The sequence below is a fragment of the Curvibacter cyanobacteriorum genome (assembly GCF_028649475.1).
GTDB lineage: Bacteria > Pseudomonadota > Gammaproteobacteria > Burkholderiales > Burkholderiaceae_C > Curvibacter > Curvibacter cyanobacteriorum.
The window spans coordinates 160,279-183,836 of record NZ_JAQSIP010000005.1 but is presented as its reverse complement, the minus strand read 5'-3'; the positions used below and the strand labels follow the sequence as shown (position 1 = coordinate 183,836).

The following is a 23,558-nucleotide window of genomic DNA, read 5'->3' as shown; positions in this document are numbered from 1 at the left end:
GCACCGCCCGAGCCCCCATGGCTCGTCAGCGCTCAACCGGGTCTGTTAATGATCAATATACGCCAAAAAGAATTTTTTGCATCGGTATTTGATCAAATTTTGGCGGATTTATTTGAGAAAAATGATTCTCTCAACCCAGGGGGGAGGCCACCAACCCCGGCAAGGCCACCGCGGCCACCGGGCGGCTGAACAGGTAGCCCTGAAAGGCCTCGCAGCCATTGCGCAGCAAAAAGGCGCGCTGCCCCACGGTCTCCACCCCTTCGGCCACCACCGACAGGCCCAGGCTGCTGGCCAGCGCGATGATGGTGCGCGCGATGGTCGCATCGTTGGGGTCGGTCAGCACGTCGCGCACAAAGGACTGGTCGATCTTCAGCTGGTCCAGCGGCAGGCGCTTGAGGTAGCTGAGGCTCGAATAGCCGGTGCCGAAGTCGTCCAGCGAGAAGCCCACGCCGCGCATTTGCAGGCGGGTCATTTTGGCGATGATGTCCTCGACGTCGTTGAGCAGCAGGCTCTCGGTCAGCTCGAGCTTGAGCTGGGTCGGCCGGGCACCTGTGGCCTCGAGCACCGCCAACACGGCCTCGACAAAACCCGGGTCGCGGAACTCGCGTGCGCTCACGTTGACGGCCACCGTCAGGTGGGCCATCAGTGGGTCGCTGGCCCAGCTCACCAGCTGGCGGCAGGCGGTCTGCAGCACCCAGCGGCCGAGCGGCAGGATCAGGCCGGTTTTCTCGGCCAGCGGGATGAACTCGGCCGGCGAGATGTTGCCGCGCTGCGGGTGGTTCCAGCGCACCAGCGCCTCCACCCCCAGCATGCGGCCCTGACCGTTGACCACCGGCTGGTAGAGCAGCCGGAACTGGCCGTGCTGCAGGGCCTGGCGCATGTCGGCCTCCATGGCCGAGCGCGCGCTCACCGCCTCCTGCATGCCCGGGTCGAAGAAGCACAGGGTGTTGCGCCCGGCGGCCTTGGCCTGGTACATGGCGAGGTCGCCGCGCTTGAGCAGTTCCTCGGCGCTGGTCTGTGCGCTGCTGAACAAGGCAATGCCAATGCTCGGCGTGCTGTGGTGCAGGCTGTCCCCAATCGGGTAGGGCTGGTTCAGTGCGCTGAGGATCTTTTGCGCCACCGTTTCGGCGCTGGTGGCGGCTTCCGCGTGGCTGGCGCCCAGCTGGCCCAGGATCACCACAAACTCATCGCCGCCGAGGCGCGCCACCGTGTCGTCGGGCCGCACGCAGGCCACCAGCCGGGTCGCCACCTGGGTCAGCAGCTGGTCGCCCCGGTCGTGCCCCAGGGTGTCGTTGAGGTCTTTGAAGTTGTCCAGGTCCAGAAACAGCAGCGCACCCTGGTGCGGCCCACGGGCGCAGGCCTGGATGGTCGCGGTCAGTCGCACCAGCAGCAGGCGCCGGTTGGGCAGGCTGGTCAGCTCGTCGTAGAAGGCCAGGCGTTCGATGATGGCTTCGGCCTTCTTCTTCTCGGTGATGTCGCGGCCCACGCCTCGGTAGCCTGTGAAGCGGCCTTCGGCGTCGAACATCGGGGCGCCGCTGATCGACACCCAGCGCACGCGGCCATCGGTGGTGGTGGTCCGCTGCATCTCGAAGTCATGGAACGGCTCATGCGCCTCGAGCGCGCGCCGGTGTTCGGCCCATTGGGCCTCGGTGACGTTGGGGGCGTCGATCTCCCAGCGGGTCCGACCCAGGGTGCTTTGCTCGTCGGCGAGGCCGGTGCGCTCGAAGTTGTGGCCGTCCAGGCGCACGAAGCGGAAGTTCTCGTCCTGCTCCCAGTACCAGTCCGAGGACAGCTGGCTCAGGTTGCGCCAGCGCTCCTCGCTCTGGCGCAGCGCCTCCTGGGCCTCGAAGTAGCGGGTCACGTCGCTGAAGGTGCGCACCCGACCGCCGCCGGGCTGGTGCAGGGTGTGGACTTCGATGACCCGGCCGGTCGGAGTGCGGCGCAGGTAGATCTCGGGCATCTGCGGGCCACTCTGCGCGTACTCGCCGGCCACGTAGGCACGGGCCTCGGGGACGATGTACTCAAAATCGTGCCCAAAGTCACCGCGATCGGTCTGGAAGCGCACCACCTCGTGGGCCTTGGGGCGGCGGGCCAGCAGCGATTCGGGCAGGTCCAGCACCTCGAGGTAGCGGCGGTTGTAGATCTGGATCACACCCTCGGCGTCGACGCTCGAGATGCCCTGGCTGATGCTGTCCAGCGTCAGTTCCAGGGCCTGGGTTTTCTGGGCCAGTTGCTCGGTCGCTTCGCGCAGCTGGTCCTGGGCCTGGCGGCGCTCCAGGCGGGCGCGCCAGGCCATGACGAGCTGGCTGGCGGTGTTCAGCAGGGGTTCGAGTTCTGCCAGGTCGAGCGCGCGGGCGGTGGTCGGCAGGCTCAGCCCCAGGCAGGCCACCACCCGGCCCGCGTGGGTGATGGGGATCGCCTGGCGGCATTCGGCGGGCAGTTCGCCGTCGCCGGCCTCGTCGCGGCGTTGCACCTGACCGGTTTGCACGGCCTGCTGCAGTTGCTGCTGCATGGCCTCGTCCAGGGGTTCGGTGCTGGCGTGGATCAGGCACAGGGCGGTGTCGTCCACCGAGCGCACCGCCTCGCCAAGGCAGCCCGCGTCGGCCCCCGTGAAGTCGATCAGGAATTGCAGCAGACCGTCAAACGCCGCGTGCGGTTCGAGGTTGGCGATGAAGGTGCTTTGGGCCTGGGAGAGCGCCTGCAGCAGGCGGTGCTGGCGCGCCAGGGCCTCGTCGGCGTGGCGGCGCGCGCTGACGTCCATGTAGGTGCCGCACAAGAGGCGCGGCTGGCCATCGAGGGTCCATTCGACCACCCGCCCCCGGCTCGCCACCCACAGCCAGTGGCCATCGCGGTGGCGCAACCGGTATTCGGCTTCGTACACCGGGCGGTCGCCGCTGAGGTAGTGCTGCAGCAGCGACTGCACGCGGCTCCAGTCCTGCGGGTGCACGGCGTGCTGCCAGTCGCGCGCGGTTGGCACGGCGGGCAGGTCCAGCAGCTCGAGCCAGCGCTGGCTCAAAGAAGCCTCGCCGGTCAGCAGGTTGCGTTGCCAAAAGCCCAGGCCTGCGCCTTCCAGGGCCAGTTCGGACAGCGCGGCGCTCTCCTGGAGCGCCCGCTCCAGCCGCATTTTGTCGACCGCGGCCAGCACCTGGCCGGGCAGGGTGTGCAGGTAACCGTGGCGCGGGTCCTTGATCAGGTAGTCGGCAAAGCCTTCGCGCAGGCCGCGCGCGGCGGCAGCCTCCTCGCCCGGGTCCACCATGATCACCGCGGGCAGCTCACCCAGGGCGTCCAGCAGGTCAAACGCGCTGCCGTCGGGCAACTGGCTGGCCACCACCGCGACATCGGGCGCCTTGAGCTGCAGCATCGAGCGTGCTTGCGCCACCGAGGTGGCCAGCGCCAGGTGCCAGCCCGGGTATTGGCGGGTCAGCAGCTCGCGCAGCGCCTCTTGATGGGCGCTATCGCATTCGATCAAGAGCAGGGCGATGGCCATGGGCGACAACTTCGGCCCCGTCGGGGCAGGGGTGATGGGGGATTATGTGCATGAACTGGTAACACAAATCAACACCTGCAAGCACTGATGCGGCCCCGCGCCGCGCCTGTTGAACGAGGCATCCCTGCGGCCGACAGGGGCATGTCCTGCGGGCGGGGTGGGAAAATGGCCGGTCTGTCCGCCGCTTGGCGGTCTTTTCTTTTTTGCCTTCTGGATCCCATGAGCACTGCCACGTCTTTTTCCGTCAACCACTACCTCAAAGAGCACATCCGCACCGTGCCGGACTGGCCCGCCCCGGGGGTGCAGTTCCGCGACATCACGCCCCTGCTGCAGGACCCCAAGGTGTTCCGCGTGTTGATTGACGCCTTTGTCCACCGCTACATGGACCGCGCGCTGCGCCCCGATGTGGTGGCCGGGCTGGACGCGCGTGGTTTCATCCTCGGCGCGGTGGTGGCCTATGAGCTCAATGTGGGCTTTGTGCCGATCCGCAAAAAGGGCAAGCTGCCGTTCACCACGGTCGAGGAGACCTACGAGCTCGAATACGGCAGCGCCACCGTCGAGCTGCACACCGACGCCGTGAAGCCGGGTGACCGGGTGCTGCTGATCGACGACCTGATCGCCACCGGCGGCACCATGATGGCGGGCCGCCGCCTGCTGGAGAAGTTGGGTGCGGTGGTCACCGAGGGCGCCGCCATCGTGGACCTGCCCGAGCTTGGGGGCTCGCAGCGCCTGCGCGACAGCGGCCTGCCGCTGTTCACCCTGGTGGACTTTGCCGGCCACTGAGCCGCCGCCCGCCCCGCCCGAGGCTCAGACCTCGGCGTGGGTGGGCAGTTCGCTGGCCGGACCGGGGCGGCCGTACAAATAGCCCTGGTAGGCGTCGCAGCCGTAGCTGGCCAGGCAGTCGCGCTGGGCGGCGGTCTCGACGCCCTCGGCGATCACCGACAGGCCCAGGTTCTTGCCCAGGGCCACGATGGTGCGCGCGATGGTGGCGTCGTTGCTGTCCACCAGCAGGTCACGCACAAAGGACTGGTCGATCTTGAGCTGGTCCAGCGGCAGGCGCTTGAGGTAGCTGAGGCTCGAATAGCCGGTGCCGAAGTCGTCCAGCGAGAAGCCCACGCCGTGCTTTTGCAGCGCGGTCATCTTGGTGATGATGTCCTCGACATCGTGCAGCAGCAGGCTCTCGGTCAGCTCCAGCTTGAGCCGACCCGCGGGCGCGCCGGTGGCGGCCAGCGTGGCCAGCACCTGCTCGACAAAGTCGGGCTGGCGGTACTGGCGTGCGCTGACGTTGATGGCCAGTGTCAGGTGGGCGCGTTCGGGCTCGTGGGCCCACTGCGCCAGCTGTCGGCAGCCCTCGGCCAGCACCCACAGGCCCAGCGGCAGGATCAGGCCGGTGTCCTCGGCCAGCGGGATGAAGTCGGCCGGCGACACCAGGCCGCGTTGCGGGTGGCGCCAGCGCACCAGCGCCTCGGCGCCCACCACCTGGCCCGCGGCACTGACCTGGGCCTGGTAATACAGCAGCAGCTGCCCGTCGCGGATGGCCACGCGCAGGTCGGCCTCGAGCGCGGCACGCTCGGCCACCAGCGCCTGCATGGTCGGGTCAAAGAAACGCAGCGTGTTGCGCCCGGCGGCCTTGGCCTGGTACATGGCCAGGTCGGCGCGTTGCAGCATCTCGTCGAGGTGGGACTGGCGGTCGAACAGCGTGATGCCCATGCTCGGCGAGCAGTGGTACTCGTTGCCATTCAAGTCGTAGGGCTGGTTCAGCGCCTCGCGCAGGGTTTCGCCCACGCTCTCGGCCTGGTGGGCGGCCTCGGCGTTGCCGGCGTCCAGGCCTTCGAGCATCACCACGAACTCGTCCCCGCCGAGGCGTGACACGGTGTCGGTCTCGCGCACCCCGGCCTTGAGGCGCTGCGCCACTTGCTGCAGCAGCAGGTCGCCTTTGTCATGCCCCAGGGTGTCGTTGAGGGTCTTGAAGTTGTCCAGGTCGATGAAGATCAGCGCACCGTTGCGCTGGCGCCGCTGGCTGGAGGCCAGCGCCTGGCGCAGGCGGTCCAGCAGCAGGCGGCGGTTGGGCAGGCCGGTCAGCGGGTCGAAGAAGGCCAGGTGGCGGATCTCGTTTTCGGCCGCCTTGCGCTGCGTGATGTCGGTCAGGGTGCTGACGTAGTGGGTGACGGCGCCGTCCTGGCTCTTGACGGCGGTGATGGTCAGCCACTCGGGGAAGATCTCGCCGTTCTTGCGGCGGTTCCAGATCTCGCCGCGCCATTGGCCTTCGGTGATCACCGCGCTCCACAGCTTGGCGTAGAAGGCGTCGTCGTGGCGCCCCGACTTGAGCAGCTTGGGGGTCTGGCCCACGGCTTCGTCGGAGCTGTAGCCGGTGATGTCGCAGAAGGCCTGGTTGACCTTGAGGATCACGCCACGGCTGTCGGACACCATCATGCCCTCCTGGCTCTCGAAGGCGGTGGCGGCGATGCGCAGCTCGGCGTCCATCTCGCGGCGCTCGGTGATGTCCTCGAGGATGCCCAGGAAATGCACGGTCTGGCCCTGGTCGTCAAAGATCGGCGAGACCTGCACGCTGTGCCACTGGGTGCGGCCGTCCTTGCAGCGCGTGGGCAATTCCCCCTGCCAGCTTTGGCCCGCGTTGAGCGCCTGCCACAGCGCCTCGTACTGCCCGTCGGCGCGGTGGCTCAGGCGCAGGAAGTCAGGGGTCTGACCCAGCACCTCGCTGGCGCTGTAGCCGCTGAGGCGTTCAAACTCCGGGTTCACGTAGCGCAGGCGGCGTTCGGTGTCGGTGATCAGGATGGACACCGGGCTCTGGTCCATGGCCCGGGTCAGGGTGCGCAGCTCGGCGGCTTGCTGGCGCAGTGCCGCGATGTGGCGCTCGTTTTGCAGGTGGTAGGCGCGGAACAGGCGCCGCGACCAGCGCGAAAACAGCAGCGAGCCTCCCAGGGCCACCAGCAGCGCGGCCAGCACGGCCAGCAACTGCGTCATGTGGCGCTGGGTGCTGCCCTGTTCGTAGCTTTGCCGCTCTTGCGCCAGGGCTTCGTGCAGTTCGTCATCGAACACGGTGGCGGCCACCACCCAGCCCCAGGGCTGGATGGTCTTGATCAGGGCGGTCTTGTGGGCGATCTGACCGGTCTTGGGGTGGGGCCATTCGTAGCGCAGAAAACCGCCGCCGTTCTGCGCCACCTGGTGCATCTTGGCCAGCGCCTGGCGCTCGGTGGGGGGCAGCTCCGAATAGTGCTTGCCTTCGAGCGAGGCGTTGGCCGGCGACAGCAGGGAGCGGCCCGAGCTGTCCAGCAGGCCGAAGTAGCCACTGCTGCCAAAGCGCAGCGAGCGCAGGTGGTCCAGCGCTTCGCGTTGCTGCAACTCTTCCCATTTGTAGGTGTAGTCGCCGGCGCCGATCAACCAGCCGTAGGGCGCGAAGTGGCGCACATAGGCCAGCTTGTCGGCCATCTGCTGGGGTTGGTCCGGCAGGTACCAGCGGTAGTGTGAGAAGCCCTGGCCGCGCGGCTGGCGGGCGGCCTCGATCAGGCCTTGCATGATCCGGTGGCCGGTGTCGTCGCGGTTGTCGGGCAGCAGCTTGCCTTCGAGGTGCGGCGCCGTGGGCAGCAGCACAAAGCGGCCGTCCATGTCGTCGATGAAGTAGTAGCCACGCCCCTCGTAAAAGCGCACCTGACGCAACGCCTCGATGATCAGGCGCTTGACCTCGGCCGCGGGGCGGCGTGGCGATTCATGCTGGTAGATGGCCTCGACCACCTGCATGGCGCCGTCCACCTGGGTGGTCAGGCTCTGGCGCAGCACCTGCTCGGTGCGCGAGCGCACGAAGGTCAGGTAGCTGAGCGCGGACTCCATCTCGGCGTTCAGCCGCGCGTGCTGCTGGCGTTCGATCACCGCCTCCACCCGGTGCAGCGAGGCGCTTTGCTCCGACAGGTTCTGCCATGAGAAAAAGCCGGTCAGCGCCAAGGTCAGGCCGAGCACGATCAGCAGCGTGCCGATCAGGTGCAGGCGCGGGACGTTTTGCTCGCTGGCCAGCAACCGCTGCGGGCGGCGACCGGCGTCGGGCTGGGGGCTGGCGGAAGGGGGGCGTGGGTCCGTCGACAACGTGGGCTCAGCGCATCAGGGCTTCGATTTCATCGGCCTTCACAGGCACGTCGCGGGTGATCAGCTCACAGCCTTGTTCGGTCACCACCGCATCGTCTTCGATGCGGATGCCGATGTGGTGGAAGGCCTCGGGCACGCCGGGCGCCGGGCGCACGTACAGGCCGGGTTCGAGCGTCAGCACCATCCCCGGGCGCAGGATGCGGCTGGGGCGGTTGGTGATGGTCTCGCCCGACAGCGGGTCGCGGCGCAGGCTGGACTGGCCCACCTCGTCGGGCTCCACATAGCTGCCGCAGTCGTGCACGTCCATGCCCAGCCAGTGGCTGGTGCGGTGCATGTAGAACGGGAAATAGCTGCGGTTGGCGATCACGTCGTCCACGGTGCCCACCGTGTTGCGGTTCAGCAGGCCCAGGTCGAGCAGGCCCTGCGACAGCACCGCCACGGTGGCCTCGTGCGGGTCGTTGAAGCGTGCACCGGCGCGGGTGGCCGCGACCGAGGCGTCTTGCGAGGCCAGCACCAGGTCGTACAGCGCGCGTTGCGGGCCGCTGAAGCGGCCGTTGGCCGGGAAGGTGCGGGTGATGTCGCTGGCGTAGCCGTCGAGCTCGCAACCGGCGTCGATCAGCACCAGTTCGCCGTCGCGCACCGGGGCCGCGTCGGCGCGGTAGTGCAGCACGCAGGCGTTGGCCCCGGCGGCCACGATCGAGCTGTAGGCCGGGTACTGCGACCCACCCAGGCGGAACTCGTGCAGCAACTCGGCGTCGAGGTGGTATTCGCGCACGTCCTCACCGGCGCGCAGCTTGCGCGCGCTCAGTTGCATGGCGCGCACATGGGCGCGGGCACTGATGCGCGCCGCACGGCGCATGGTGTCGAGTTCATGGGCGTCCTTGATGAGGCGCATCTCGTCGAGCACGTCGCACAGATCGCGCTGCACCGCCGGGCACAGGGCCCCGAAGCGCACGCGGGCGCGCACCTGGCTGAGCCAGCCGTCGACACGGGTCTCGAGGCCCTTGTGGGTGGCAAACGGGTAGTGCACCACGTCGCGGTTTTCCAGCAGGCGCGGCAGGCGGGTGTCGAGTTCGGCCACCGACCAGGCGGCGTCCACGCCCAGGGCGTCGGGCGCGGCGTCGGGGCCCAGGCGGTAGCCGTCCCAGATCTCGCGCTCCAGGTCCTTGGGTTGGCACCACAGCGTGCTGTGGCCGTCGCCCGTGATGACCAGCCAGGCGTTGGGTTCGCTGAAGCCGGTCAGGTAGAAAAAGTAACTGTCGTGGCGGTACAGGAAGTCGCTGTCGCGGTTGCGCTGGCGCTCCGGTGCCGTGGGCACGATGGCGATGCCGCTGGCGCCGATGGCGCGCGCCACGCGGGCGCGGCGCTCGGCATAGACCGAGGCGGGAAGGGGGAGTTGGGCAGTGGAGGTCATGGTGCAGCCTGGTGGGGAGGCGTCGGTAGATCGGTCGGCGCAGCGGAGGTTCCGCTGTCAGTGGGGCGGTTCAGTTCGGCCAGCCGTTCGGGCGTGCCCACATCGGTCCAGCGGCCGGTGTAGAGGCTGGCGCTGACCCGGCCCTGGTCCATCGCGCGGCGCAGCAGGGGCGCCAGGGGGGCCACCGCCCCACTGGGGTTGCCGGCGGTCAGCTCGGTCCAGGGCGCGGCCAGCAGCTCGGCGCGGAACAGGCCGATGGTGCTGTAGGTGTAGCGCGGCCCCGGCGCGTCGGGGGGCAGGTTCAGGGCCAGGCCCTGCTCGCTCAAGCCAAAGTCGCCGTGTGGGTGGTGGGCCGGGTTCGGCACCAGCCACAGGTGGGCCAGGGCCTGGCTGGCCTGGAACCGCGCCACCGCGGCAGGCGAAAACACAAAGTCGGGCGCAAACACATCGCCCGCCGCGAGCCAGAACACCGGCCCCAGCTGAGGCAGCGCGCGGGCCATGCCCCCGGCGGTTTCCAGGGCGCGACCGAAGTCCGCCGCCTCGTCCGAATAGCGCAGTGCCACCGGGCCGTGCGGCGAGGCGAACTGGTGGCCGAAGTGCCGCTGGATCTGCTCACCAAGCCAGGCGGTGTTGATCACCGCCTGCGAGCAGCCCGCCTGGGCCAGGGCCTGCAGGTGCCATTGCAGCAGGGGCTGGCCTTGCACCTGCAGCAGGGGCTTGGGGGTGTGGTCGGTCAACGGGCGCATGCGTTCGCCGCGGCCTGCGGCCAACAGCAAGGCGGGGATGGGGGCCGTTGATGGTGAGGTCGGATCGCTCATGCGGGCACGGGGCGGGAAAGGGGGCTGGGCAGGCCGGTGGGCCGGGTCACGGGGGCGGCGCCGCGCTGCCATTCGTGCAGCTGCTGGGTGTCCGCCTGGAACAGGGCCAGCAGGCGCTGTTGCAGGGCACGGGCGCGTTCGCTGTGGTCGGCGCTGAAGTTGCAGACGTAGACGTCCAGCGTCACCGCGCCGAGTTCGGGCCAGGTGTGCACGCACAGGTGCGACTCGGCGAGCAGCACCGTGGCGGTCACGCCGCCCGGGCCTTGCGGGCTGGGCGGGAAGGGGTGGAACAAGTGCCCCACGCTGTGCAGGCCGCTGTCGGCCACGGCCGCCAGGCAGGCCTGGCCGAGCGCGTTCGCGTCCAACAGCCACTGCGCGTCGCAGCGGCAGTGGTGCAAATCGGCGGTGAGGTGCAGGCCATGCATAAGGGTCTCCACTTTAGTGCAAGTCAAGGGTCTCGATCGTCACCAGAGGGGGGCAAAAGGCCACGCGCGCCGCGGTCTGGTGCGTGGCCTTGGCGGGGCCCGTAAAATAGGGGTTTCCCCAGACCCTCCAACCCGGAGCTGCTTCCGATGGCCAACACCCAACAACACCAAGACATGGCAAACGCGATTCGCGCGTTGGCCATGGACGCCGTTCAACTTGCCAACTCGGGTCACCCGGGTGCGCCCATGGGCATGGCCGACATGGCCGTGGCCCTGTGGTCCCAGCACCTCAAGCACAGCCCGAGCAACCCGAACTGGCTGGACCGCGACCGCTTTGTGCTGTCCAACGGCCACGGTTCGATGCTGATTTACGCGCTGCTGCACCTCACCGGCTACGACCTGCCGATGGACGAGCTGAAGAACTTCCGCAAGCTGCACAGCAAGACCGCCGGCCACCCCGAAGTGGGCATCACCCCCGGTGTCGAAACCACCACCGGCCCGCTGGGCCAAGGCATCACCAACGCGGTGGGCTTTGCGCTGGCTGAGAAGCTGCTGGCCAAGGAGTTCAACCGCGACGGCCACGCCGTGGTCGACCACCACACCTACGCCTTCCTGGGCGATGGCTGCCTGATGGAAGGCATCAGCCACGAAGCCGCCGCCCTGGCTGGCGCCTGGAAGCTCAACAAGCTGATCGCGCTGTACGACGACAACGGCATCTCGATCGACGGTCAAGTTGCCCCCTGGTTCATCGACAACACGGCGCAGCGCTTCCAGGCTTATGGCTGGAACGTCATCGGCCCGGTCGACGGCCACGACGTGGACGCTGTGTCGCAAGCCATTGCCCAAGCCAAGGCCAGCGCCAGCGCGCCGAGCCTGATCATCTGCAAGACCGCCATCGGCAAGGGCTCGCCGAACCGCGCCAACACCTCCAAGGCCCACGGCGAGCCGCTGGGTGCCGAGGAAATCGCGCTGACCCGCGCCGCCCTGGGCTGGAACCACGCCCCGTTCGAGATCCCCGCCGACGTGTACGCCGGCTGGGACGCCAAGGCCAAGGGCCAGGCCGCCGAAGGCGACTGGGACGCCCGCTTTGCCGCCTACCAGGCCGCCCACCCCGAGCTGGCCGCCGAGCTGCTGCGCCGCATGGCCGGCGAGCTGCCGAAGAACTTCGCGCAAGTCGCTGTGGACGCCGCCATCGCGGCCCACACCAAGGCCGAAACCGTGGCCAGCCGCAAGGCCAGCCAACTGGCGCTGGAAGCCTTCACGGCCGCCCTGCCCGAGCTGCTGGGCGGCTCGGCCGACCTGACCGGCTCCAACCTCACCAACACCAAGAGCACGCCCAACCTGCGCTTTGACGCAGCAGGTGACGTGGTGCAAACGGCCGACGCCGAAGGCCGCCTGGTCGGTGGCCGCCACATCAACTACGGTGTGCGCGAGTTCGGCATGGCCGCCATCATGAACGGCGTCGCCCTGCACGGCGGCTTCATCCCCTACGGTGGCACCTTCCTGACCTTCAGTGACTACAGCCGCAACGCCATCCGCATGGCCGCGCTGATGAAGCAGCGCGTCATCCATGTGTTCACCCACGACTCCATCGGTCTGGGCGAAGACGGCCCGACCCACCAGTCGATCGAGCACGCCGCCAGCCTGCGCCTGATCCCGAACCTGGACGTGTGGCGCCCGGCCGACACGGCCGAAACCACCATCGCCTGGGCCGTGGCCCTGGAGAACAAGAACCGCCCGACCGCCCTGCTGCTGTCGCGCCAGAACCTGCCCTACGCACCCAAGAAGGACCTCGGCGAGATCAGCCGCGGCGCCTACATCCTCAGCGAGCCGGCCGACCTCGGCTTCAAGAAGAAGCCCCAGGCCGTGATCATTGCCACCGGCTCCGAGGTGCAACTGGCCTTGGCCGCGCAAAAGCTGCTGGCCGAGAAGAAGGTCTTTGTGCGCGTGGTCTCGGTGCCCAGCACCACCACCTTCGACCGCCAGACCGTGGCCTACAAGAAGTCCGTGCTGCCGGCCGGACTGCCCCGCGTGGCGGTCGAAATGGGCAGCACCGATGGCTGGTGGAAGTACGGCGTGGCCGCGGTGGTCGGCATCGACACCTATGGTGAGTCGGCCCCCGCGCCGGTGCTGTTCAAGCACTTTGGCTTCACCCCCGAAAACGTGGCTGACACGGTGCGTGCCGTGCTGGCCAAGTAAGCATTGCATTTCATTCAACTTCAGAAAGAGACTGTCATGGCTATCAAGGTTGGTATCAACGGCTTCGGCCGCATTGGCCGCATGGTGTTCCGCGCCGCGGTGCAAAACTTCTCAGACATCGAGATCGTCGGCATCAACGACCTGCTCGAACCCGACTACCTGGCGTACATGCTGAAGTACGACAGCGTGCACGGCCGCTTCAAGGGTGACATCGCCATCGAAGGCAACACCCTGGTGGTCAATGGCAAGAAGATCCGTCTGACGGCCGAGCGCGATCCCGCGAACCTGAAGTGGAACGAAGTCGGCGCCGACGTGGTGATCGAATCCACCGGCCTGTTCCTGACCAAGGAAACCGCTGAGAAGCACCTGGCCGCTGGCGCCAAGAAGGTGATCCTGTCGGCCCCGTCGAAGGACGACACCCCGATGTTCGTCTACGGCGTCAACGACAAGACCTACGCTGGCCAGGCCATCATCTCCAACGCCTCGTGCACTACCAACTGCCTGGCCCCCGTGGCCAAGGTGCTGAACGACAAGTGGGGCATCAAGCGCGGCCTGATGACCACCGTGCACGCTGCCACCGCCACCCAAAAGACCGTCGACGGCCCGTCCAACAAAGACTGGCGCGGCGGCCGCGGCATCCTGGAAAACATCATCCCGTCGAGCACGGGCGCGGCCAAGGCCGTGGGCGTGGTGATCCCTGAGCTGAACAAGAAGCTGACCGGCATGTCCTTCCGCGTGCCCACTTCCGACGTGTCGGTGGTGGACCTGACCGTGGAACTCAACAGAGCCGCCAGCTACGCCGAGATCTGCGCCGAAATGAAGGCCCAGTCCGAAGGCGCTCTGAAGGGCGTGCTGGGTTACACCGAAGACAAGGTGGTGGCCACCGACTTCCGTGGCGAGTCCTGCACCTCGGTGTTCGACGCTGAAGCCGGCATCGCGCTGGACAGCACCTTCGTCAAGGTCGTGAGCTGGTACGACAACGAATGGGGCTACTCGAACAAGTGCCTCGAAATGGTGCGCGTCGTCTCCAAGTAAGCCGTCATCGGCCTTCGCAAAACGCGCCTTTGGGCGCGTTTTGTTTTGGGCCTGGGCGTGCGCTGGCGCGCTCGCGCTGCGCGGGTGTCACCCCGTCGCAAGCCCCTGTTTGGGGCGCGAGCTGACAGTGGGCCAGGCCCCGTCCCCGCCTCGGTGCTGGCTGCCCCGGGGTGTTGAGGTGTTCTTGTTGCAGCCGTTCAAGGGATTTTCAACATGCTGTCTTCCACCCTTTTCCTGCGCCACGCGGTGAGCGTTGCCGTGGGCGTGCTGGGCGCCGCGGGCCTGGCCCAGGCCCAGGAGGTTCAAACCGTCAAGATCGGCCACGCCGGTCCCACCTCGGGCGGCATTGCCCACATTGGCAAGGACACTGAAAACGGGGTGCGCCTGGCGGTGGAAGAAGCCAATGCACAGAACCTGGTGATTGGTGGCAAGAAGATCCGTTTCGAGCTGGCCGCTGAGGACGACGCAGGCGACCCGCGCCAGGCCACGGCCGTGGCCCAGAAGATGTGCGACGCCCAGGTGGCCGGTCTGGTGGGGCACCTGCAGTCGGGCACCTCGATCCCGGCCTCGGGCCTGTACGCCAAGTGCGAGCTGCCCAACATCACGGCCTCGGCCTCCAACCCCGACCTGACCAAGCCCGGCTACAAGACCACTTTCCGCCTGATCGCCAATGACAACGCCCTGGGCGCGGCGCTGGCCTACTATGCCGCCGACGCGCTGAAGGTCAAGCGCGTGGCGATCATCGACGACCGCACCGCCTACGGCCAGGGGGTGGCCGCGGTGTTCAAGGCCACGGCGCTGCAAAAGGGCCTGACCGTGGTGGGCGAAGAGTTCACCAACGACAAGGCGACGGACTTCACCAGCATCCTGACCGCCATCAAGTCCAAGAAGCCCGAGGCGATCTTCTACGGCGGCCTCGACGCCCAGGCCGGCCCCATGCTGCGCCAGTTGGAGCAGCTCGGCATGGCCGACGTGAAGCTGTTCGGCGGCGATGCCTTGTGCACCGAGAAGCTCGCTGAACTGTCGGCCAAGGCCGCGCCCCTGTCGGGCGTGACCTGCGCCACGGGCGGTGCTTCGCTGGCCAAGATGCCGGGCGGCGCTGACTGGAAGAAGAAATACGACGCCCGCTTCCCGGGTCAGTTCCAGATCTACAGCCCCTACGCCTACGACGCGGCCCGCGTGCTGATCGAAGCCATGAAGAGCGCCAACTCGGTTGACCCCAAGGTCTACCTGGCGGCGCTGGCCAAGACCAACTTCAAGGGCGTGACCGGGGCCATCGCCTTCACCCCCAAGGGCGAGCTGACGCAGCCCGCGGTGACGCTGTACGGCTACCGTGACGGCGTGCGCACGCCGTTGAACTGAGCGGCCCGGCCATGAGCGCTCCCGCCGAGGCCGACCCCGCGCTGCAGTGGGTCTGGCAGGGCAGCGACTCCGAGCTGGTCGCGCTGGCGCCGCGCGAGGTCGGGCCCCAGGGCCCGCAGCGCGCCCTGCGCTGGGCCGCGGCAGCGGTGGCGGGCCAGGCGCCGGGGGCGCCGGCCTTTTTGCCACCCCAGCGCGGCCATGTGCGGGGCTGGCGGCTCTGGCTCGACGACGCCGCGGGCCTGGACCTGCCGCCCGCGCAAGGGGCCGTTCAGGCGGTCTGGCTGCAGTGCAACGGCCAGACCTGGCCCACCCTCCCCCTGCCCACCGAACTGCACGGCGAGCTGCAACTGCGACTGCACTGGCGCCAGGGGGGCGAGTGGCACTGGCATGGCCGTTGGCTGCGCGCCGAGGGCCTGGCGGGCCTGCCTTTTTTTGCCAGCCTGGCCTGCTGAGGCGCGCGTGCCCGGCCGCCCCGCCGCTGGTGCGCGGGGCCCTCGCCGGGCCCCCCTGACTTGATCAGGATCAACGCTGGCGTGCCCCCGGGAGGGACAATTTAGGCGTCCCCCACGGCTTGCCAGGTACCTGTCAGGCACTTCAAGCCCCTGGGGTTGGAAAGTGTGGGCTTCATGTTGTCTCTTCTGGACCGCCAAACCCTGGCGGTCGTGGTGGCCTGCGTGTCCTTGGTCACCCTCACGGTGATGATCACCATTTGGATGATCAACCGCGAGATCCGAGGCCTGCGCTGGTGGATGGGCGCCTCGCTGTGCAGCGTGCTGGGCTTTTTGACCATGCCGATCGCACAGTGGCTGGGCTGGCCTTTTGACGGCGCCCTGGCGCTCAACCACGCGGCCAGCCTGGTCAGCCTGGCCCTGATGCTGCAAGGCAGCCTGGCGTTTTGCAATTGCGCGCTGGCCCGCCGCGGTCAGTGGCCGGGGCTGTGGCTGCTCTGGGGAGGGCTGGTCCTGGCCCTGGCCTGGTGGAACCGGGACCATGCGATCCGCCGTTACCTGATGCACGACCTGCTGTCGATCGGCTTGCTGCTGGGCACGGCCTTCACCCTCAGCTGGCACAGCCGGCCCCAGGCCAAGGCCGCACAGCGGCTGGCGGCGGCTTTTCTGATGCTCATGGCGCTGGCCCTCTGCCTGCGCTGGGCCCTGTCCTGGCAGGCCAGCAACGACGCCCTGATGCAGAACCACCCGGTGCAGGGTCCCATCTACCTGGCGATCGTGATCTTCACCATGGGCTGGACCTACAGCGTCAGCTTGGCTTGCTACCAGTTGGCCCAGGCCCAGGTGCTGAACCTGGCGCGTGAAGACGCGCTGACCGGGCTGCCGAACCGGCGCTATTTCGATGAGATGCTGGACCGCGAGGTGTCCCGAGCCGAGCGCAACGGGGACGCTTTCGCGGTGGTGATGGCAGACATCAACGGCTTCAAACAGGTCAACGACCGCCTCGGCCACACGGCTGGCGATGCGTTGCTGGTCGAGGTGGGGCGGCGCTTGCAGTCCTTCGCCCGCGGCGCTGATTTTGTTGCCCGGCTGGGCGGTGACGAGTTCATTGTGCTGCTGCACGACACCGGCTCGGTGCCGCTGGCCGAGCAGGCGGTGGCCCGCTTGCGCGCCACCCTCGACGGGCCCATGCGCCTGCAGGGGCAGGCGGTGCCGGTCGAGTTGAGCCTGGGCCACGCGCTGTGGCCCGTCGATGGGGTGCAGCCGGGGCAGTTGGTGCAGCAGGCCGATCAGCGCATGTACGCCGACAAGGCCCGGCTCAAGGCGCTGCGCACGGCGCGGGTGGCCTGAGAGGGGCTGATGCGGGCGGAGGTGCCGCCGCGACCCAAGGGCGGCGACCGGCGGCGGCTCGCAGCGGCGTCAGCAGTTCGCCCAGGCCGTTGTGGTCGATCTCGCGCATCAGGGCCAGCAGGCGCCCCAGCTCGCCGCTGGGAAAGCCCTCGCGCGCAAACCAATGCAGGTAGTTGGCAGGCAGGTCGGCGATCACGGTGCCTTGGTGCTTGCCAAAGGGCATGGCCAGCGTGACCAGGCGCTGCAGGTCCTCGGGCTTCATGCGCCGGCCCGTTTGGCAGCGTAACCTTGCTTCAGCAAGGCGGCCAGCACGGTGTCGCGGTGGTCGCCCTGGATTTCGATCACGCCGTCCTTGACCGTGCCGCCCGAGCCGCAGGCGGTCTTGAGCTGCTTGCCCAGGGCCTCCAGCGCGGCCTCGTCGAGCGGCAGGCCCTTGACCAGGGTGACGCCTTTGCCGCGCCGGCCTTTGGTCTCCAGCCACACCCGCACCGGGGCGTTGCGCACCGCCTGGGCCTGCGCCAGCGCGGCGCAGCGGCAGGCGTCGAGCGGTTCACCGCAGCCGGGGCAGGCGCGCTCGGTGGCGGCCACGGTGCGCAGGCCCGCCAACTGGGCCAGTTGGCCCAAGTCGGCCAGTCCGTTCTTCTTCATGCGGGGGCTCGCCGGTCGCGGTGTCAGTGCTGGTGGCCGTGCTCGCCATGCACATGGCGGTGGGCGATTTCTTCTTCGCTGGCGGCGCGCACGCCGGTCACGTGCAGGCTGAACTGCAGGTCCTGGCCCGCCAGAGGGTGGTTGCCGTCGAGGTGGACCTCAGGGCCCTTGATCTTCATGACCGTGTAGATCTGGGCTTCGCCCTGGTCGTTGCGGCCTTCGAGTTGGCCACCGACCTTGACGCCGGGCGGGAACTCGCTCTTCGGGATCACGCGCACCAGGCTCTCGTCGCGCAGGCCAAAGGCGTCGGCTGCGGCCAGGTTCAGCTGCACCTTGTAGCCGGCTTCCTGGCCTTGCAGGGCTTCTTCGATCTTGGGCAGGGTGTTGTCGTAGCCCCCGTGCAGGTAGACCATGGGCTCTTTGCTTTGCTCGATCAGTTTGCCCTGGGCATTGGCCACTTTGAATTGCAGGGTGACGACGGTGTTTTGGTCGATTTTCATGGGGCGGCTTTCATGCGCAGGAAATGAGGGCCGCATTGTCGCGCACTGTGGCCTGCGCTGCAGGCCAGCCCCGCCGCCGCGCGTGGGCTCAGGGGGGCGACGGCGCCCGGCGCGGCAGCCGCCGGGTTTCGCCCAGGGCCATGACGCCGAAGTCGGCCTCGCGCAAGCCGCGGGCCTGGCGCGCCTGGGCCAGGTCCAGCGGTGGCTGGTCCAGTGCCTCATCGCTGAGCAAGAAGGTGCCCCAATGCACCCCCACGCTGCGCTTGGCGCCCAGGTCGAGGTGCACCTGCACCGCCTCGTCGGGGTCGATGTGCTGCTCCTTCATGAACCAGCGTGGCGCGTAGGCGCCGATGGCGATCAGTGCCAGGTCGAAACCCCCGCCCTGGGCCGCGCTCTGGCGCTCGGCAAAGCGCTGGCGCGTGGCCACGAAGTCGGCGCTGTAGCCGGTGTCGCCGCTGAAGTACCAGTGAAAGTCCGGCCCCAGCACGGCCCAGCCGCCCCACAGCGAATGGTTGGCATCGTGCAGGCCGCGGGCCGACCAGTGCTGCACGGGCGTGAGCGCAAAGTCCACCCCCGCGACGCGCTGCGTTTGCCACCAGTCCAGTTCTTCGACGCGCGCAATGCCCTGCGCCTGCATCCAGGCCTTCAGGCCCAGCGGTACCAGGAACAGGGGCGATCCGCCGGCCTGGGCGGCCAGCGCTTGCACACTGTCGCGGTCCAGGTGGTCGTAGTGGTTGTGCGAGATCAGCACCACGTCGATGCGCGGTAGTTGGCCCAGGGCCAGGCCCGGTGCTTGCTGGCGCTGCGGCCCGACCCACTGCACCATGAAGGCGCGCTGCGAAAACATGGGGTCGGTCAGCACGTTGAGCCCGCTGGCCTGCACCAGGGTGCTGGCGTGCCCGATCCAGGTCAGGGCCGGTTGCATCTGGGCCCCCGCCTGCGCGTTGCGGTGGATGAAGTCGAGGTCCGGGGCCTGCTGCGGCGTGGCCTGGCGCGCCGCCAGCGGCAGGCCCTCACGCCATTTGTCCCATTGCCAGCGCAGCAAGGCACTGAACGGCTTTTGCACCTGCACCCCGCTGGGGTTGCGGAAGCCCTGGGCCGTGTGGTGGGGCGCGTCCGCGCGCTCGTTGGCCGGGGCACTGCTGCAGCCGGCCAGGCCCAGCAGGGCCAGGCCACAGGCCACGGCCCAGCTGGGTGGGCGGGCGGCCCGGGCCCAGGTGCTCAGGCTCGGCCAGCGGCTCAGAAAGGGACGGGGGCGGGGGGCGGACATCGGCTGGGGCATGGGCTGCATTTTGGCGCGCCGCCCTCGGCTTGGGGCGGGGGCGCATAATGCCCCCTTCTTTCAGTCCCCTGCCCTGGTCATTCAAGCCGACCGGGCCCCGACGATGCCCGGCTACCAAACCAAGCAAGAGAGCGTCGCCGTGGCGGGCGCCGACCACCTCCAGATCCGATCCCTGCTCGACCGCCAGCAGTTTGCCGACCCGCTCGGTGAGGCCGAGCGCCTGGGGATTTCCTCCGCCTCCTGGCCGCTGTTTGGCCTGCTGTGGCCTTCGGGGGCGCAACTCGCCGCCCGCATGGCCCGCCGCACCCTGTGCCAGGGCGAGCGCATCCTGGAGATCGGCTGCGGCCTGGCGCTGGCCAGCCTGGTCACACACCGGCGCGGCTCGGACGTGACCGCCAGCGACTGCCACCCGCTCACCTCGGCCTTTCTGCTGGAGAACCTGCGCCTCAACGACCTGCCGCCGCTCAAGTACCGCCATGGTCACTGGGGGGCGCCCGAGGCCCACGTCGGCGACCCGGCGCGCGCCTGCGTGACGGGCCTGTTTGACCTCATCATTGGCAGTGACCTGCTGTACGAGCGCGATGCCCACGCCGACCTGGCGGGTTTCATTGGCCAGCATGCCGCGGCCGAGTCGGAGGTCTGGATCGTCGACCCCGACCGGGGCAACCGCCCGGCTTTCCACCGCCAGATGGCCGAGCAGGGTTTTCGCATGCACGAAGAGCGCCTGGACCAGGTGGCCTCGGCCGACACCCTGGCCTACAAAGGCCGGCTGCTGAGTTACCAGCGTGGCGCTTTCAGGGGCCCGCTGAACCGGGCCACGCTGCCGCTTTGAGGCCTGGCACCGGCCCTACGCCTGCGCGCGGGCTGGGGCTGGGGCGGCGCACGGCGCAGCGCTTCAGTCGGCGCTGGCGCCAGAGCTCTTGACCACGCGCCCCCATTTGACGATTTCGCTCGCCACAAACTGATCGAGCTCCGCGCCCGTGGTCGGGCTCGGGTCGGAGCCCCGTTCGCGGATGAACTGGGCCAGCCGCTCGGAGCGCAGCGCCGCCACCACCTCGGTGTTCAGGCGTTGCAGCACCTCGGGCGGGGTGCCGCGCGGCGCCATCAGGCCCAACCAGCCCACGGCCTCGAAGTCCTTGAGCCCGGGCACGCCGCTTTCGCGCACTGTGGGCACATCGGGCAGCTGGGGCGAGCGGGTGGCCGAGGTGACGGCCAGGGGCACGGCCTTGTGCGTCTGCACATGGGGCAGCGCGGCGGTCACCGAGTCCACCATCAAGGGCACCTGGGCGCCCAGGAAGTCGGCTTGCGCGGGGCCGCTGCCGCGGTAGGGGATGTGGGTGATGAACAGCCCGGCCTGCGCCTTGAGCATTTCACCCGACAGGTGCTGGGTGCCGCCGATGCCGGCGCTGGCGTAGCTGAGCTTGCCGGGCGCGGCCTGGGCCTGTTGCACCAGCTGGCGCAGGCTGGTGATGCCGGACGAGGGCGTGGCCAGGAAAATCAACGGCACTTTGGCAATCAGCGAGATGCCCACCAGGTCCCGCGTGGGGTCGAAGTTGACCTTTTTGTAGAGCGTCTGGTTGACCGCCATGGCGCTGCCGGCCACCAGCAGGGTGTAGCCGTCGGGCGTGGCGCGCGCCACCATTTCGCTGCCGATGTTGCTGCCCGCGCCGGCCTTGTTGTCCACCACCACGCTCTGGCCCAGGCGCGTGCTGAGTTGCTCGGCCAGGGCGCGGGCAAAGATGTCGGTGGCCTGTCCGGGCGGGAATGGCACCACGAGCTTGATCGGGCGTTCGGTGGGCCAGGCCGCGGCGTGGGCGGCGGGGGCCAGCAGCGCACCGGCCAGCAGGGCCAGACCGGTGCACAGGGTGAAACGGCGCATGGGGGGTCTCCTTGTCATGCCCCCATTGTGCTGCGCCGCGCCCCGATAGCGCGCCACCTGGGTGACCATGGGGCATGGGGCATGGGGCATGGGGCATGGGGCATGGGGCGCTGTGGGGGGCCCTGTGGGGCGCCCCGCCTTGCGCGGGCCTCGGTCCCCTTGGGCCCGGTGGTGGGCTGGGCCGCGGCCTCAGGCCCAGGCGGCTTGCAGCAGTGCGGCGGTCTGTGGAGTGCCCGCGGCAATGCCCATCACCGGCCCCCAGTCAGGGTCGAAGCGACTCGCGATGAAGGCTTCGGCCGCCAGTGGGCTGGCCTGTTGCAGCATCAGGCAGGCCTGGGCCGTCAGCACCAGGCGCTGGGTGAAGCGGCGGGCCTGGGCCTCCAGCTCCTCGGGGGGCTGGCGCAGCGCCGCGCGCAACTGCTGCACCTGGCGCAGCACCTCGGGGGCTTGGCGGGCCACCGCCTGCAGGTGGTCGAGCACCGCATGGGCGTCGTCTGGGGCGTGCGCCACGGCGCGCAGCACGTCCAGGCACATGACATTGCCCGAGCCCTCCCAGATCGAGTTGACCGGGGCTTCGCGGAACAGGCGCCCCAGCGGGCCCGCCTCGACATAGCCGTTGCCGCCCAGCACTTCCATGGCTTCGCCACAGTAGCCCACCGCGCGCTTGCAGTTCCAGAACTTGGCGGCCGGGGTCAGCAGGCGGCGCCAGGCCAGGTCGGACGGAGCGTCCGAGCCAAAGCGGGCCGCCAGGTCCATGGCCAGCACGGTGGCGGCTTCGGACTCGAGCGCCATGTCGGCCAGCAGGGTCTGCATGGCTGCCTGCTCGGCCAGCAGGCGGCCAAAGGCAAAGCGGTTGCGCGCCCAGTGCAGGGCCTGCACCAGGCCCTGGCGCAGGTAGCCCGCGCTGGACAGCGCGCAGTCCAGCCGGGTGTAGTTGGCCATCTCGATGAGGGTGCGGATGCCGCGCCCCTCGGTCCCGACGCGCACGCCGTAGGCCTCTTTGAACTCGACCTCGCTGCTGGCGTTGGAGCGGTTGCCCACCTTGTCCTTGAGGCGCTGGATGTGGATCGGGTTCTTGCGGCCATCGGGGCCCCAACGCGGCACAAAAAAGCAGGTGGCGCCGTGCTCATCGGTCTTGGCCAGCACCAGGTGGCCATCGCACATCGGGGCCGAGAAGAACCACTTGTGCCCGGTCAGCAGGAACCCGTCCCCCCAGGGGCCGCTGCCCACCGGCACGGCCCGGGTGGTGTTGCTGCGCACGTCGCTGCCGCCCTGCTTTTCGGTCATGCCCATGCCGATGGTGATCGAGGTCTTTTGGGCCAGGGGCAGGTCGCGCGGGTCATGTTCCAGCGACAACAGCTTGGGTGCCAGTTCGGCGTACAGCGCCGGGTTCAGCGCCACCACGGGGATGCAGGCCTTGGTCATGGTGGTCGGGCAGCCCGAGCCCGATTCGATCTGGCTGTGCAAGTACATCGAGGCGCCATAGGCGCTCCAGGCCGACGGGCGCGGGTCGAGGTAGGGCAGGTTGGCGTTGCCGTTGCGCCGGGCCATCGCCATCATGGTGTGCCAGCCGGGGTGGAACTTCACGAAGTCGATGCGCTGGCCGGTGGCCGAGTGGGTGTGCAGCTCGGGTGGGTAGCGGTTGGCGTCTTCGGCGGCACGCAGGGTGGCTTCGCTGCCGTACTCGGCGCCCTGGCGCCGCAACTCGGCGGCGCGCCAGTCGGCCTGGCCGTGGCGCACGGCGCGCTGCAACGCGGGGTCGCTGCTGAACAGGTTGTAGTCCTTGAGTTCGGGGACCTGGTTGTCGGGGTGGATGCCAATCATGCGCTGTCTCCTGGAGCCGGTCGTTGGGCCGGGGGGCGAGTGCCGGACCGCGCCACAATGGCAGGCCCGGAGCCTCCGAAAAATTCTAGGGACACCCTGGTCCGGGGGTGTCCGGATTGGCCAGCATGACCGCCCGCCCCTCTGCCGCCCCTGCCAAACCCTTGCGCCGCCGCCCGCGCCAGTCGCGCGCGCGCCTCACGGCCGAGGCCTTGCAGCAGGCCTTTGTTCAGCTTTTGGTGGAGCGCGGCTACGAGCGCATCACGATCCGCGAGATCACCGGCCTGGCCGGCACCAGCCTGGGCAGTTTCTACGAGTACTTCGCGAGCAAGGAGGACCTGGCCCGGGTCTGCCTGCACCTGCGCTCCAAGGCCCTGCTGAGCGCTTTGCAGCAGGTGGCCCAGGCGCATGCCGGGCAGCCCCTGGAGGCGCTGTTGCAGGCCGTGCTGAGTGCCCAGCTGGGGGCCCACCGCGGCGCTGCGGCCGAGTGGGCGGCCCACTACCTGCTGGAGCGGCACCTGTCGGGTGTGCCCGCCTACCGCAAGATGTACCAGCGCTTCATCGAAGCCTGGGTGCAGGTGCTGGAGGCCGCCGCCGATGTGCCCCAGCCCCCCGCCACGCCGCTGCCCGAGGTCGCCCGCGGCTGCCAGACGGTGTTGTATGGCCTGGTCGCCCACGCCCACCTGGGCAGCGACCGGGCCCCCGACCTGACCGCCTTGCAGCGCCAGGCCAGCCAGGCCTTGCGGGGTTACCTGGGCCAGGCCTTGATGCGCCCGGATTGAGCCCCAAGG

18 protein-coding genes and 1 pseudogene are annotated in these 23,558 nt (G+C 69.0%); 8 read left to right on the top strand and 11 right to left on the bottom strand.

Features of this window, described 5'->3' with window-relative positions; translation table 11 throughout:
- Positions 1-130 precede the first annotated feature (130 nt).
- A complete protein-coding gene (locus tag PSQ40_RS12780) occupies positions 131-3,487 on the bottom strand; it encodes an EAL domain-containing protein (protein WP_273951907.1) in 3,357 nt (1,118 codons plus the stop codon).
- 219 nt (positions 3,488-3,706) lie between these two features.
- Between PSQ40_RS12780 and PSQ40_RS12775 the strand changes: the two genes are divergently transcribed.
- Positions 3,707-4,270, top strand: a complete 564-nt coding sequence (locus tag PSQ40_RS12775) for an adenine phosphoribosyltransferase (RefSeq protein WP_273951906.1) — start codon at positions 3,707-3,709, stop codon at positions 4,268-4,270.
- A 24-nt stretch (positions 4,271-4,294) separates the two neighbouring features.
- Here PSQ40_RS12775 and PSQ40_RS12770 read toward each other — a convergent pair whose 3' ends face one another.
- The 4 genes from PSQ40_RS12770 to PSQ40_RS12755 are packed head-to-tail and all read right to left on the bottom strand — an operon-like array spanning position 4,295 to position 10,242.
- A complete protein-coding gene (locus tag PSQ40_RS12770; protein WP_273951904.1) occupies positions 4,295-7,585 on the bottom strand; it encodes a bifunctional diguanylate cyclase/phosphodiesterase in 3,291 nt (1,096 codons plus the stop codon).
- A gap of 7 nt (positions 7,586-7,592) precedes the next feature.
- Positions 7,593-8,999, bottom strand: a complete 1,407-nt coding sequence (locus tag PSQ40_RS12765) for an aminopeptidase P N-terminal domain-containing protein (RefSeq protein WP_273951903.1) — start codon at positions 8,997-8,999, stop codon at positions 7,593-7,595.
- Positions 8,996-9,817, bottom strand: a complete 822-nt coding sequence (locus PSQ40_RS12760) for a nucleotidyltransferase family protein (protein ID WP_273951902.1) — start codon at positions 9,815-9,817, stop codon at positions 8,996-8,998. The genes PSQ40_RS12765 and PSQ40_RS12760 overlap by 4 nt, the downstream gene beginning before the upstream one ends.
- On the bottom strand, positions 9,814-10,242 hold the full coding sequence (locus PSQ40_RS12755) for an S-adenosylmethionine decarboxylase family protein (protein WP_273951901.1): 429 nt from the start codon (positions 10,240-10,242) through the stop codon (positions 9,814-9,816). Before PSQ40_RS12755 ends, PSQ40_RS12760 begins: the two co-directional genes overlap by 4 nt.
- A 147-nt stretch (positions 10,243-10,389) precedes the next feature.
- On the opposite strand from PSQ40_RS12755, the gene tkt reads away from it, so the two are divergent.
- The 5 genes from tkt (at position 10,390) to PSQ40_RS12730 (ending at position 16,637) form a co-directional block, all read left to right on the top strand.
- Positions 10,390-12,441: a transketolase gene (gene tkt / locus PSQ40_RS12750; RefSeq protein WP_273951900.1), complete on the top strand. Its 2,052-nt coding sequence runs from the start codon at positions 10,390-10,392 to the stop codon at positions 12,439-12,441.
- 36 nt (positions 12,442-12,477) lie between these two features.
- The gene (gap, locus tag PSQ40_RS12745) at positions 12,478-13,476 is read left to right on the top strand and encodes a type I glyceraldehyde-3-phosphate dehydrogenase (RefSeq protein ID WP_273951899.1); all 999 of its coding nucleotides are present in this window, start codon (positions 12,478-12,480) and stop codon (positions 13,474-13,476) included.
- Between the two features lie 213 nt (positions 13,477-13,689).
- Positions 13,690-14,838 (top strand): branched-chain amino acid ABC transporter substrate-binding protein, encoded by a 1,149-nt coding sequence (locus PSQ40_RS12740; protein ID WP_273951898.1) that lies wholly within the window; start codon positions 13,690-13,692, stop codon positions 14,836-14,838.
- Between the two features lie 11 nt (positions 14,839-14,849).
- Positions 14,850-15,290 carry a hypothetical protein gene (locus PSQ40_RS12735; RefSeq protein ID WP_273951897.1) on the top strand — a complete coding sequence of 147 codons (441 nt, stop codon included), beginning with the start codon at positions 14,850-14,852 and terminating at the stop codon, positions 15,288-15,290.
- Between the two features lie 174 nt (positions 15,291-15,464).
- Complete coding sequence (locus PSQ40_RS12730; protein WP_273951896.1) at positions 15,465-16,637, top strand: GGDEF domain-containing protein; 1,173 nt, start codon at positions 15,465-15,467, stop codon at positions 16,635-16,637.
- Positions 16,638-16,695: 58 nt separating this feature from the next.
- On the opposite strand, the pseudogene PSQ40_RS12725 reads toward PSQ40_RS12730, so the two are convergent.
- From PSQ40_RS12725 to PSQ40_RS12710, 4 genes and pseudogenes are all read right to left on the bottom strand, one after another.
- Positions 16,696-16,899: pseudogene (locus PSQ40_RS12725) on the bottom strand (DUF3820 family protein); the annotation flags it as partial.
- Entirely contained in the window at positions 16,896-17,285 is a 390-nt protein-coding gene (locus PSQ40_RS12720) for an SUI1 family translation initiation factor (protein ID WP_273951895.1), read from the bottom strand. The gene PSQ40_RS12720 and the pseudogene PSQ40_RS12725, both read right to left, overlap by 4 nt.
- A 23-nt stretch (positions 17,286-17,308) precedes the next feature.
- The gene (locus tag PSQ40_RS12715) at positions 17,309-17,785 is read right to left on the bottom strand and encodes an FKBP-type peptidyl-prolyl cis-trans isomerase (RefSeq protein WP_273951894.1); all 477 of its coding nucleotides are present in this window, start codon (positions 17,783-17,785) and stop codon (positions 17,309-17,311) included.
- A gap of 88 nt (positions 17,786-17,873) precedes the next feature.
- Entirely contained in the window at positions 17,874-19,055 is a 1,182-nt protein-coding gene (locus tag PSQ40_RS12710) for an MBL fold metallo-hydrolase (RefSeq protein ID WP_273951893.1), read from the bottom strand.
- Positions 19,056-19,170: 115 nt separating this feature from the next.
- Here PSQ40_RS12710 and PSQ40_RS12705 point away from each other — a divergent pair, with 115 nt between their 5' ends.
- Positions 19,171-19,899 (top strand): class I SAM-dependent methyltransferase, encoded by a 729-nt coding sequence (locus tag PSQ40_RS12705; RefSeq protein WP_273951892.1) that lies wholly within the window; start codon positions 19,171-19,173, stop codon positions 19,897-19,899.
- 63 nt (positions 19,900-19,962) lie between these two features.
- Here PSQ40_RS12705 and PSQ40_RS12700 read toward each other — a convergent pair whose 3' ends face one another.
- Together PSQ40_RS12700 and PSQ40_RS12695 are read right to left on the bottom strand one after the other, a co-directional pair.
- Positions 19,963-20,946: a tripartite tricarboxylate transporter substrate binding protein gene (locus tag PSQ40_RS12700; RefSeq protein ID WP_273951891.1), complete on the bottom strand. Its 984-nt coding sequence runs from the start codon at positions 20,944-20,946 to the stop codon at positions 19,963-19,965.
- Between the two features lie 189 nt (positions 20,947-21,135).
- Positions 21,136-22,770: an acyl-CoA dehydrogenase family protein gene (locus tag PSQ40_RS12695; RefSeq protein WP_273951890.1), complete on the bottom strand. Its 1,635-nt coding sequence runs from the start codon at positions 22,768-22,770 to the stop codon at positions 21,136-21,138.
- Positions 22,771-22,895: 125 nt separating this feature from the next.
- On the opposite strand from PSQ40_RS12695, the gene PSQ40_RS12690 reads away from it, so the two are divergent.
- On the top strand, positions 22,896-23,549 hold the full coding sequence (locus PSQ40_RS12690) for a TetR/AcrR family transcriptional regulator (protein WP_273951889.1): 654 nt from the start codon (positions 22,896-22,898) through the stop codon (positions 23,547-23,549).
- The last annotated feature ends 9 nt before the right edge of the window (positions 23,550-23,558 follow it).